The organism is Lentzea fradiae (genome assembly GCF_900100955.1).
GTDB classification, from domain to species: domain Bacteria; phylum Actinomycetota; class Actinomycetes; order Mycobacteriales; family Pseudonocardiaceae; genus Lentzea; species Lentzea fradiae.
Window position 1 is genome coordinate 220,841 of record NZ_FNCC01000006.1, and the last position, 11,049, is coordinate 231,889.

Sequence of the window (11,049 nt, forward strand, 5' to 3'; positions counted from 1 at the left end):
TGTACCCCGGTTGGGCAGTGCGCGGGATCGTGCGGACGCGGGCGCCGCCGAAAGACTGTGCGTGTTCGCAAGTCAGTCCTATTTGGAGAGTGCGTCTTGTTGAAAGGTCTGAGAACCCGCACGGGTTCCGTGCGCGGGCGGCGTGGCGTGGTCGCCGCCGCGCTGGCGGCGGTGGCGGTCGCGAGCCTCGGGGCCGTCTCGGTCGCCTCGGCGGGTCCGTCGGACAAGCCGCGGCCCGGTCACGACAGGGCGTTGCAGGCGGAGCTCGAAGCCATCGTCAAGGACGGCTCGGTGCCCGGTGTGCTCATGTCGGTGCGCGACCGCAACGGCCGGGTCACCGACTACACCGCCGGTGTCGGCGACATCCGCACGAAGTCGAAGGTCCCGGTCGACGGCCACGTCCGGATCGCCAGCATCACCAAGATGTTCACCGCGGTGGCGACCCTGCAGCTGGCCGGGGAGGGCAAGCTCGCGCTCGACGACACCGTGGAGAAGCACCTGCCGGGCCTGATCAGGGGCACCGGTGACGGCGCGTCCGTCCACGGCGGGAACATGACGGTCCGGCAGCTGCTCAACCACACGAGCGGCATGACCTCCGAGATGCCGTTGCTGTCGCAGGGCATCCTGCCGGTCAAGGACCGGTACTTCGAGGCACGCGAGCTGCTGGACGCCTCGCTGACGCGGGAGCCCGCGTTCGCGCCCGGCCAGGAGCGGGTCTTCTCCTACAGCAACACCGGTTACATCACGCTGGGCCTGCTGGTGCAGAAGGTCACCGGCCGTCCCCTCGCCGAGGTGATCACCGAGAAGATCATCAAGCCGGCCGGGCTGAAGGAGACCTACTACCCCGGCCCCGGTGACCGCGAGATCCGCTCGCCGCACCCCCGCGGGTACCTGTTCGAGAAGACGGACAAGGGCGAGCCGATCCCCGGCAAGCTGGTCGACATCACTCGGTTCGACCCGTCGATCGCCGGTGCCGCCGGTCAGATGATCGCGACCCCCAGCGACATCAACAAGTTCCTCGTCGCGCTGGAGAGCCGGCTGCTCAAGCCGCGCGAGCTCGCAGAGATGCGCAAGACGGTGGAGACGGCCCTGTTCCCGGGGTGGCGGTACGGCCTCGGCGTCATCGAGATGAAGCTCAGCTGCGGGATCACGGCCTATGGCCACGGCGGTGACGCGGACGGCTTCCAGACCCGTGCCGCGATCACGCCCGACGGCCGCGCGGTCACCATCGCCGCCACCAACGACGAGGCGGGCGTGATGGAGGTGATCTCGGTCTTCGACAAGGCGCTGTGCGCCAAGTAATGCCTTCCTGGGGTAAGGAAGGGCAGGCCGGGACTCGTCCCGGCCTGCTTGCTTGCGTTTCCGGTCAGTTCGCCGTGACCCGGCTGTCCAACCAGGACCGATAGCGGCGCAGTGCGGCGCGGCGCCGGCGGCGTTCCCAGAGCAACGCCATCGCCGGGTGCGCCTGCTTCGGGTTCGCGTCGCCCTTCGCCAGCGCGGCGATCCGGCAGTGCACGGTCGCCTGGGTGGCGGCCGCGGCGATCGCCTTGTCCCGCCACCGCACCGGGGTGACCTCCGCGGCGGCCTCCTCGCCGAGCAACCACCGTACGGGCAGGGTGGGATCGACGGCGAGGGCGGTCGCCACCCCCACCACGGCGGCACCACGCGCCAGCGCGCTCTCCGCGACCGTCCGGCGGCGCACCCCTCCCGTGATCATGATCGGCACCTTCGCGGTGGCGAGGATCGGCGTGGCCGCGTCGAGGAAGTACGCCTCCCGGGCCAGCGTGCTGCCGTCCGCCGCGTGCCCGTTGGTGGCCAGGCTTTCCAGCGAACCGCCGGACAGCTCGACCAGGTCGACCGCGAGCTCCGAGAGCATGTCCACGACCCGTGCCGCGTCGTCCGCGTCGAACCCGCCGCGCTGGAAGTCGGCGGTGTTGAGCTTGACGGCGACCGCGAACCCGCTGCTCACCTCGCGCCGGATGGCGGTGACGACGTCGAGCAGCAGGCGGGCCCGGTTGCGCAGGCTCCCGCCCCACCGGTCGGTGCGCCGGTTCGTCAGCGGCGACAGGAACTGGCTGATGAGGTACCCGTGCGCGGCGTGCACCTCCACGCCGGTGAACCCGGCGGCCTCGGCCATCCGCGCGGTGTCGGCGAACCTGCGCACGGTCTCCTCGATCCGCTCGGGCGTCATCGGCGCCGGCGGGGTGTAGAGGCGGGAGTACCGGCCGATGTCCACCGCGACGTCCGAGGCCGACCAGACCGGGCCGGGCAGGTCGGAGTTCACGACCCGGCCGGGGTGGTTGATCTGAAGCCAGACCTGGCCGCCGCCGGAGCGGGCCGCGCTCGCCCAGCGCCGGAACGGTTCCAGCGGGGTGTCGCGTTCCAGCACGACGTCCGCGGGCGCGGCCATCGCCCGGTGGTCGACCATCACGTGCCCGGTGATGAGCAGGCCCGCGCCGCCCTCCGCCCACCGCCGGTACAGCTCGGCGAGCTCCGGTCCCGGCAGCTGGCCGTCGGCGGCGAGGAACTCCTCCATCGCCGCCTTCGCGACGCGGTTGGGCAGCTTCGTGCCGTTCGGCAGCTCCAGCGGCGTGTCCAGACCCATCACGGCTCCCTTTGTGTTGACGCTGTCCACATTATGGACAGCGTCAACATAGCCCACCCGATATGTACACTGTCAAGATGAGTCGCACCGGCTATCACCACGGCGATCTGCGGGCGGGCCTGCTGGCCTCGGCGCTGGAACTGGTGGAGACGTCAGGGCCCGAGCAGCTGTCGTTGCGCGCCGTGGCCCGTGCGGCAGGCGTGTCGCCGAACGCGCCGTACAACCACTACGCGGACAAGGCAGCGCTGCTGGAAGCACTCGCCGAACACTGCTTCGACCAGTTGAGAGGCGAACTGGCTGCCGCCGTGTCCGCGGCCGATCCCGGCGACGAGATCACCGCCGTCGCGACCGCCGCCGTCCGGTACGCCCTCGGCCATCCCGGCCTGTACCGCCTGGCCGTCGCGCACCTGTGCAGCGACAACCCGCGGACGCGGGCCGCGGAGGACGCGATGAAGGCGGTGGTGGAGAACAGCGTCACCGCCGCGACCGGCCGTCCCGGTTCGGCGGCGCTCACCGCCGGGGTCTGGGCGCTCGCGCAGGGGCTCACGCTGTTGCTGGTGGACGGATCGCTGAAACCGCCGCCGCAGCAGGACGTCGACGAGTTCGTGCGCGAGGTCGTCCAGGAGACCCTCACCCTCGGACGGCCCGACTGACCCACGACGGCGCACCCCCGTGCTCGACGAGGGTGCGCCTCTGTGCGGATCGAGGCCGTCAGGCCGGGAGCAGCACCGTGTCGATCAGGTAGACGGTGGCGTTCGCGGTGCGCACGCCACCGCAGATCACGTTGGCGTCGTTGACCTTCAGCGCGTCGCCGGAACCGGTGACCTTCACGGTGCCGGACTGCACGGTCTTCTGGTCGCCCGCGATCTTGTCGGGCGTGATCTGACCGGGGACCACGTGGTAGGTCAGGATCTTGGTGAGCAGGGCGTCGTCGGTCTTGAGCGTCTCGATCGTCGCGGGGTCGATCTTCGCGAACGCCGAGTCGACCGGCGCGAAGACCGTGAACTCGCTGCCGTTCAGCGTCGACACCAGGTCGACCTTCGGGTTGAGCTTGCCGGACACCGCGCTGGTCAGGGTCGTGAGCAGCGGGTTATTGCCCGCCGCGACCGCGACCGGGTCTGCGGCCATGCCCTCCACGGAGCCCGCGCCGGACGGGACCTGCTTCGCGTAGTCGGCGCAGCCGGGGCCGACGAGGGTGCTCGCCGGATCGGCCATCGCCGACGACGAGGGCGCCGTCGAGGTGGCGACGGACGTGGTCGAAGAGTCGCCACTGGCGGCCGTGTCCTCCGAACCGCACGCCGCGCCGAACAGGGCGAGGGAGACGGCGCCGAGGGCCAGAGCGGTGCTGCGAACGGTCTTCTTCATGACGAGACATCTCCAAGGGGTCTTCGAGCGGGTTCCTGCCCGTGATTCGGGACCCCCCGAGAACCGGATGGGTGCGGTTACCATTCCGTTACCAACCGGCCGGGTGACAGGATCTGCGACATGGCCGATCTGCCCGAGCTCTACCGCGACCTGCACCGCCACCCCGAGCTGTCCCTGCAGGAGTTCCGCACGGCCTCCGTGCTGGCAGAAGCCGTGCGGGAGCTGGGGTTCGAGGTGACGACCGGCGTCGGCGGCACCGGCGTGGTGGGCGTGCTGCGCAACGGAGACGGTCCGGTCGTGCTGCTGCGCGCGGACATCGACGCCCTCCCCGTGGAGGAGGCGACGGGCCTGCCCTACGCGTCGACCGCCCGTGCCACCGACGCCGGGGGCGACCAGGTCCCGGTCGCCCACGCGTGCGGGCACGACATGCACGCCACCTGCCTGGTCGGCGCGGCGGAACGGCTCGCGCGGACGCGTGACGAGTGGAGCGGCACGGTCCTCCTCGTGTTCCAACCGGCGGAGGAACTCGGTCTCGGCGCCCGGAACATGGTGGAGGACGGCCTGTTCGACCGCTTCGGGACACCCGACGTCGTACTGGCCCAGCACGTCGGCCCGTTGCCGGCTGGCATGATCGCGCACGGCAGCGGCCCGGTGCTGGCGGCGTCGGACTCGGTGCACGTGACGCTGTTCGGCCGCGGCGGCCACGGGTCGGCGCCGGAGAACACCGTCGACCCGGTGCTGATGGCGGCGCACGTCGTCGTGCGGCTGCAAGGAATCGTCGCCCGTGAGATCGCACCGAGCGAACGCGCCGTGGTCACGGTCGGCCGGGTGCAGGCCGGCACCAAGGACAACATCATCCCCGAGACCGCCGAGCTGGGGATCAACATCAGGTCGTTCGACGACCACGTCCGAACCACCCTGCGCGACGCGGTCGAACGGATCGTCCGCGCGGAGGCACAGGCTTCCGGCGCACCACGCGAGCCGGAACTCACCTGGAGCGACGGCATGCCGGTGCTCGTGTCCGATCCGGACGCGACCGCCCGCACCGTGGCGGCGTTCACCGAGCACTTCGGCGCGCACAACCTGATCCCCGGCGCCGTCGTCAACGCCAGCGAGGACGTCGGCCACTTCGGCGCGGTGGCAGGGGCGCCGACGGTGTTCTGGTTCCTCGGCGGCATCGACTTCGGCACCCGCGAACCCGGCAGACCCGTGGCGATGAACCACTCCCCCGAGTTCGCACCCGACATCGAACCGACCCTCACGACCGGGGTCGACGCACTCGTCGTCGCCGCCCGCGCCTGGCTCCGTCTAACCTGAGTCCCGCGACTCGCACCCGTGAGAGGGCGTTTCATGAAGAAGCAGGCGTACGCCGCCGCAGCGGTGCTGGACTCGATCGCAGCGATCGCGTTCCGCACCAAGAAAGTGCGCAAAGTCACGAAGACCGCGCTGATGCCCACCCTGGCCGTGGCGGCCCCTCCGCGCGACCCCGGCATGGCCGTCGGCCTCGCCGGGTCGTGGGCAGGCGACGTCGCCCTGCTCGGCGACTCCGACAAGGCGTTCCGGACAGGACTGACCGGCTTCCTGGTGGCGCACCTCGGCTACACGGCGGCCCTCGCCGGCCGCTCCACTCCGGGCTCGCGCAAGGCGGTCCTCCCGATCCTCGCGGGCTCGGCCGCACTCGCCACCGCGTTCGGCAAAGCAGCAGGCCCGATGGGCAAACCGGTGGCCCTCTACGCCCTGACGCTCGGCACGATGGTCGCCGCCGCGTCGACCGCCCGCGGCGAGGGCTCACGACGCGTTCTCGGTGGCGCGGCACTGTTCGCGGTGTCCGACGCCCTCCTCGGCGCCAGCCGGTTCGTCCTCAAAGGACGAGCGGCACGCGTCGCCACCGCGGGCGTCATCCCGACCTACACGGCCGCGCAGTGGCTCCTCCACACCGGGTTCTCGCGCGAGGGGTGACCCCCGGTGCGAAACCCGGTGGAGGGGCTGTGCTAGCGTTCTCCGTGTCGGAAGCAGCAAGGTCCGGCACTGGTCAAGCGCCGCTAGCTCAGTTGGTTAGAGCAGCTGACTCTTAATCAGCGGGTCCGGGGTTCGAGTCCCTGGCGGCGTACATCGGAGAAGCGGGTCGAGAGTCATCTCGACCCGCTTCTTCGCGTTCCGGCGACCAGGCGCTGCTTTCACCGATCCTCGAACAGCGTCCACTCCCCTTCGGAGACCACCTCCACGGAGCCGTCGACGACCTTGATGGCCGTCTGCTCGTCGATGGCATAGGCGGGAACACCGAGACCGGTGGCCCACCGCTCGGCGTCGGCCGGGGTGTTCTCCGGGAAAGCGTTCAGGTGCGGGAAGATCGCGAAGTCGACGACGCCGAGGGTCCGGTCGTCCTCTGCGGACGGCCACTCGACGAAGTACGAGCCGATCCGGGGCGTCATCACCATGCTGCCGGCGCTCACCCCGACCCAGACCAGGTCGGGCAGCGACGGCAGCAGGTCGGCCAGCCTGGACTCGCGCATCCAGTGGCACAGGTACGTCGCGTCGCCGCCGTCGACCAGGAGCACGTCGGCGTCGCGGACCCAGGGAACCCAGCGCCGCTCGCCGATGCTGGGCAGCGCGGTGAGTTCGAGGACGCCGAGCGAAGCCCAGCCCAGGCCGGAGAAGTTCCGCCACGCCGAGGTGGCCGCAACGAAGCCCCGCACGGACGCCGGACCGCACATCGGATGTCCCCACTGGGCGGTCGGGACGCAGAGGGCGTGGCACTCGGAGATCGGTTTGCCGAGGAGCTGCACGAGTGCCTCGTGGATGCTCGGGTTCGTGACGCCGCCGGATGTGAGCAAGAGCTTCACGGCTGCCTCCAGGTCGCGCGGAAGGGGACGTGTCGGCAGACCGCTGACGGCGCCGGAGCTCATCGCGGCTGGTGATCGCGGAGTGCGTGCGCCAGCATGCCAGGGTGGTCACAGACGTCACGTTCTTCCTCGCGCCCGACGACGAGTCCGCCGCCCGGACGCGCTCATCGCGTCCCGGGCGGGCGTTCACCGGTGTGGTGGATCTCGGAGGCTTCGACCCGGACGACGCCATCGCGGACTGGATGGCCTTCTTCGACGGTGAGGAAGGCGCGTCAGTGCCGAGTGGCCGCGGTACGTGGCCGAGATGCGCAACGACGGCATCGCCGTGCTCGCCTTCCCCGGTGAACTGGTCACAGCGCTCGCGCGAGCCCGGCTGGACGAGCTGCGCCGGCTGGCGTCGTACTGGGGTGAGCGGCTCGCGGAGGCGAACGAGCTCGAGCTGACCGGCGCCGACCACCTGACGGTCGTGGAGAGCGCGGCCCGGCTGGCCCGGTCCGCCGGCGGCTCGGGGCTCTACTGCTGGCAGTGGTGACGGCCCGGCCGTCACCACTGGCCGGACGTGACGATCGCCTTCAGCTGTTCCAGGGTCATCGGAGGACGGGGTGCGAGCATCCGGCCGCCCGGCGTGCCGAGCACGGCTCCCTGTAGTAGCGCAGGACCACGGCCGCGCGCTGTTTCTTCGGCAGGCCCGCGAGGCGGCTGATCATCGCGTCGCGCTCGGCCCGTTCGTCGGCGCCGTCGGAGACCGCCGCCGGCTCCACCTCGGCACGCGGTGTCGTGCGGCTCGTCCATCACGGAGATCCGTTCCCAGCGTTCGAACGCCCTGCCCAGCACGTCGCTCACCAGGTCCTCGGCCAGCCAGGTCCGGCAGGTCAGGACCGTGGCGAACCGCATCAGCGCGGGACGCTGCCTCGCCACGTACTCGGCGAACTCCATCGGCCACTCCCGATCATCGGCTTCATCTCGACTCCGCACCCCCAATGGAGAAGTGCCCCGGGACGTTGCACACGGCCGCGAACCCGGCGACTGTGGCCGAAAGGACGTGCCGGGTCGGCCGAGATGCCGATGCCGGACGGGGGACCCGCGACGACCATGATCGAATGATCTACGCGTTCCCCGCCGGCCTGCTGCTCGGCGTGCTGACCAACCTCGGCCAGGGCGTTCTCCCGGGCGGTTTCAACTCCCTCGCCAACTCCGGGGCCATCTGGGTCGTCGCGGCGTTCGTCGCGGGAGCGCACTCCCGGCGCCCGGTCCTCTCCGGCGTCCTGACGCAGGTGGGCGCGGTGGCGGGGTACTACGGCTACGCCGAGCTCTTTCGCGACGGCATGGGTGACCTGCACGCGCCCTCGGTGTGGCTGGCGCTGGCGTTCGTCGCGGGGCCGATCTTCGGCACGGCCGGGAAGTGGTGGCGGCACGACGAGGGGTGGCGGCACTGGACGGGTGCCGGGGTGCTGGGCGCGGTGTTCGGGATGGAGGGCCTGTGGCACTGGCTGGTGCTCGGCTACCTCGACACCGGGATCACCGCCTGTGTGGTCGCCGTGGTGCTGCCGGTGCTCCTGGCCCGTGACCGGTGGCGGGCTCTCGCCGTCTCGGTGGCGTTGTCGTGGGCGGCGCTGGGGTGCTTGAAGCTGGTGACGCTCGCGACCGGGCTGTGATCAGCCAGCCGGCGGACAATGACCGGGTGTCCCCAGCCGACGGCCCACCTCGCTCCCCCGCCCGTCTCCGCCTGCTCGGGCAGGTCGCCGACGCCGTTCCCGTGCCCGTGCCGCCCGCGACGCTGCGGGTGGCCGTCGACGGTGTCGACGGGTCGGGCAAGACGGTGTTCGCCGACGAGCTCGCGCACGTGCTCCGCGAACGCGGCCACGAGGTCGTGCGGGCCTCGGTGGACGACTTCCACCAGGTCCGCGCGCTGCGATACGCGCGGGGCAGCACGTCGGCGGAGGGTTTCTGGCTGGACTCCTACGACTACGACCGGTTCCGGGCGGAGCTGCTGGAGCCGTTCGGCAAGGGGCCCGGTCACCGCTTCCGCCGCGCGATCCACGACGTGGAAACCGACGAGCTGGTCGACGCGCCGCCCGAGGACGTCCCGGCGGGCGCGATCCTGCTCGTGGACGGCATCTTCCTGCACCGCGACGAGGTCGTGCACCAGTGGGACTTCTCGGTCTTCCTCTCCGTCGGCTTCGACGTGTCGGTGCCGCGGATGGCGGTCAGGGACGGCGGGTCACCGGACCCCGGCCACGAACGCAACCGCCGGTACGTCGGCGGGCAGCGCCTCTACCTGCGGACGTGCGACCCGGCCGGGCGGGCGGACCTCGTCGTCGACAACAACGACCTGGACGCACCCGTGCTGAGCGCGGTCAGGACAGTGGATGTCCGCATTCGGTGACATCGTCCCGCGCATGATCGGACGCTGGCACGGACTCGTGATCGACTGCCCCGACCCGCGCGGCCTCGCGGGGTTCTACGAAGCACTGCTCGGCATGGTCCGGGTGCAGGACGACGACGGCAGGTTCGTCGTCATCGGGGACACCCCCGACCGGCCCGGACTGGCGTTCGCGCTGGTCGAGGACTGGACGCCGCCGCAGTGGCCGCGGGAGTCCGCGCATCAGCACCTCGACGTGCGGGTGGACGACCTGGCGGCGGCGGGCGCGGAGGTGCTCGCGCTGGGCGCTCGGCGGCTGGACGGGGGTGGCGAGCGGTTCGACGTCTACGCCGATCCCGCCGGCCACCCCTTCTGCCTCGTCAGCTGGTGACGGGGCACGAGAACCCGTCGCGCGGCAGGGCGAGCGACGTCAGGTAGGCGTCGGAAACCTCGATGGTGCAGTCACTGCGGTCGTAGGTGCCGTGTCCCGCGCCTTCGTAGGTGACCAGCACGGTCGCGTGAGGTTGCTGGCGCCGAACGGAAACGGCCCACTCGTGCGGCGTCGACGGGTCGTACCTGTTGTTGAGCAGGAGGACCGGCACGGAGGTGCGCATGACGCCCGGACGTTGCGGGGTGCGCGCCTCCGGACTGCCGAGGCACCCGGTGATCGCGTTGTTCCCGCGCGCGGAACCGGCCGTGCGCGGGGAGATCCGCCTTTCCAGCCGGGTCAGGGCGTCGTACTCGGCATACGTCCGGACGCGGAAGTCCCTGTCGGCACAGGTGATCGACCGCATCGGGGACGGGAACAACGACTCCGGCCCGTCCGCACTCTTGGTGGCGGCGGAAGAGGAGACGGTCTCGCGCAACGACAGCACCCACGTGCTGAGCTCGGCCCAGTCCGGCAGGTAGGCGATGGTGGTGAGGGTGTTGCCGAGGTCGTGCACGGTGAGCAGGGTCGCCGGGTCGTCCGGTGTGGCCAGTTCACCGCGCGCAGCCTTGGCCATCAGGTCGTCCCACAGCGCCACGACGTCCTGCCCGTGCAAGGGGGACGACGGCGTGAGTTCGTTCCAGCGCCGCCATTCCTCGAACGAGTCGGCGGCGGCACGGGCGGCGGAGGCGACGTACTCGCGGGCGTTCACGCCTCGGTCCACCACCGAGTCGAGGACCATCGCGCGCACGGTGCCGCCGTGCAGCTCCGCGAGGCGCTGGCCGATGACGGTGCCGTAGGACAGGCCGTAGTAGCTGATCCGGGACTCGCCGAGGGCGCGGCGCAACGCGTCGACGTCCGCCACGACGTCGTCGGTGGACAGGTGGTCGATGATCGGGCCGGTGTGCCGGGCGCAGTCCTGGTGCAGGCGCTCGCCGTGCTCGCGGAGCCGCTCGAACCCGGCCGCGTCGCCGGGGTGCGAACCGGGGCCGCCGAACACCAGGCCGGTCGAGCACCGCACCGGCTGGCTGCGCCCGATGCCGCGCGGGTCGAAACCGACGACGTCGAACCGCGCCAGCACCTCGGGGCTGAACGTCCACCGGGCACCGAACGTGAAGCTCACACCGGACTCGCCGGGCCCGCCGGGGTTGACCACCAGCACGCCGATGCGGCGGGCGGGGTCGGTCGCGCGGTGGCGGGCCACGGCCATCTCGAACGTGCCGAGCCGCGGATCGCCGCGGTCGATCGGCAAAGTCAGTGTGCCGCAGTCGAAACCGGGCCTGTCCTCACAGGACGTCCACTTCAGCGGCGAGGGCGACGCGGTCGCCGGTGAGCCGGCGGTCAGGGACACGGCGGCGATGGTCGCAGCGGCCCATCTGAGCGCCGTGGCACGCGGGGTTCTCATGTGCCCGAACGATTCCGGCGGGGTGTTAAAGAGCCGGGTGGA

At 71.3% G+C, this 11,049-nt stretch carries 13 protein-coding genes and 1 tRNA gene; 9 read left to right on the forward strand and 5 right to left on the reverse strand.

Going from position 1 to position 11,049, the window contains the following annotated elements:
* Window positions 1-99: 99 nt before the first annotated feature.
* Window positions 100-1,302, forward strand: a complete 1,203-nt coding sequence (locus BLT23_RS15570) for a serine hydrolase domain-containing protein (protein WP_218133761.1) — start codon at window positions 100-102, stop codon at window positions 1,300-1,302.
* 64 nt (window positions 1,303-1,366) lie between these two features.
* Here the strand turns inward: BLT23_RS15570 and BLT23_RS15575 are convergent, their stop codons facing one another.
* The gene (locus tag BLT23_RS15575; RefSeq protein ID WP_090049805.1) at window positions 1,367-2,605 is read right to left on the reverse strand and encodes an NADH:flavin oxidoreductase/NADH oxidase family protein; all 1,239 of its coding nucleotides are present in this window, start codon (window positions 2,603-2,605) and stop codon (window positions 1,367-1,369) included.
* A gap of 77 nt (window positions 2,606-2,682) precedes the next feature.
* Here BLT23_RS15575 and BLT23_RS15580 point away from each other — a divergent pair, with 77 nt between their 5' ends.
* Window positions 2,683-3,258, forward strand: coding sequence for a TetR/AcrR family transcriptional regulator (locus tag BLT23_RS15580; protein WP_176946767.1), 576 nt, complete (start codon window positions 2,683-2,685; stop codon window positions 3,256-3,258).
* 58 nt (window positions 3,259-3,316) lie between these two features.
* On the opposite strand, the gene BLT23_RS15585 is transcribed toward BLT23_RS15580, so the two are convergent.
* Window positions 3,317-3,970 carry a fasciclin domain-containing protein gene (locus tag BLT23_RS15585; RefSeq protein ID WP_090049809.1) on the reverse strand — a complete coding sequence of 218 codons (654 nt, stop codon included), beginning with the start codon at window positions 3,968-3,970 and terminating at the stop codon, window positions 3,317-3,319.
* 120 nt (window positions 3,971-4,090) lie between these two features.
* On the opposite strand from BLT23_RS15585, the gene BLT23_RS15590 reads away from it, so the two are divergent.
* The 3 genes from BLT23_RS15590 (at window position 4,091) to BLT23_RS15600 (ending at window position 6,080) form a co-directional block, all read left to right on the forward strand.
* Complete coding sequence (locus BLT23_RS15590) at window positions 4,091-5,287, forward strand: amidohydrolase (protein WP_090049811.1); 1,197 nt, start codon at window positions 4,091-4,093, stop codon at window positions 5,285-5,287.
* Window positions 5,288-5,320: 33 nt separating this feature from the next.
* Window positions 5,321-5,929, forward strand: coding sequence for a lysoplasmalogenase (locus tag BLT23_RS15595; RefSeq protein WP_090049813.1), 609 nt, complete (start codon window positions 5,321-5,323; stop codon window positions 5,927-5,929).
* Between the two features lie 77 nt (window positions 5,930-6,006).
* A tRNA-Lys gene (locus tag BLT23_RS15600) sits at window positions 6,007-6,080 on the forward strand.
* Between the two features lie 67 nt (window positions 6,081-6,147).
* On the opposite strand, the gene BLT23_RS15605 is transcribed toward BLT23_RS15600, so the two are convergent.
* Window positions 6,148-6,813, reverse strand: a complete 666-nt coding sequence (locus BLT23_RS15605) for a Type 1 glutamine amidotransferase-like domain-containing protein (protein WP_090050369.1) — start codon at window positions 6,811-6,813, stop codon at window positions 6,148-6,150.
* A gap of 304 nt (window positions 6,814-7,117) precedes the next feature.
* On the opposite strand from BLT23_RS15605, the gene BLT23_RS15610 reads away from it, so the two are divergent.
* Complete coding sequence (locus tag BLT23_RS15610) at window positions 7,118-7,345, forward strand: hypothetical protein (protein WP_143035947.1); 228 nt, start codon at window positions 7,118-7,120, stop codon at window positions 7,343-7,345.
* A gap of 11 nt (window positions 7,346-7,356) precedes the next feature.
* Here BLT23_RS15610 and BLT23_RS40035 read toward each other — a convergent pair whose 3' ends face one another.
* On the reverse strand, window positions 7,357-7,749 hold the full coding sequence (locus BLT23_RS40035; protein ID WP_143035948.1) for a SigE family RNA polymerase sigma factor: 393 nt from the start codon (window positions 7,747-7,749) through the stop codon (window positions 7,357-7,359).
* A 164-nt stretch (window positions 7,750-7,913) separates the two neighbouring features.
* On the opposite strand from BLT23_RS40035, the gene BLT23_RS15615 reads away from it, so the two are divergent.
* The 3 genes from BLT23_RS15615 to BLT23_RS15625 are packed head-to-tail and all read left to right on the forward strand — an operon-like array spanning window position 7,914 to window position 9,566.
* The gene (locus BLT23_RS15615; protein WP_218133762.1) at window positions 7,914-8,468 is read left to right on the forward strand and encodes a DUF6518 family protein; all 555 of its coding nucleotides are present in this window, start codon (window positions 7,914-7,916) and stop codon (window positions 8,466-8,468) included.
* 26 nt (window positions 8,469-8,494) lie between these two features.
* Window positions 8,495-9,199 carry a nucleoside/nucleotide kinase family protein gene (locus BLT23_RS15620; protein WP_218133763.1) on the forward strand — a complete coding sequence of 235 codons (705 nt, stop codon included), beginning with the start codon at window positions 8,495-8,497 and terminating at the stop codon, window positions 9,197-9,199.
* A gap of 13 nt (window positions 9,200-9,212) precedes the next feature.
* Window positions 9,213-9,566: a VOC family protein gene (locus tag BLT23_RS15625; RefSeq protein WP_090050377.1), complete on the forward strand. Its 354-nt coding sequence runs from the start codon at window positions 9,213-9,215 to the stop codon at window positions 9,564-9,566.
* On the opposite strand, the gene BLT23_RS15630 is transcribed toward BLT23_RS15625, so the two are convergent.
* A complete protein-coding gene (locus tag BLT23_RS15630; protein ID WP_090049816.1) occupies window positions 9,556-11,007 on the reverse strand; it encodes an alpha/beta fold hydrolase in 1,452 nt (483 codons plus the stop codon). The genes BLT23_RS15625 and BLT23_RS15630 overlap by 11 nt on opposite strands.
* Between the last annotated feature and the right edge of the window lie 42 nt (window positions 11,008-11,049).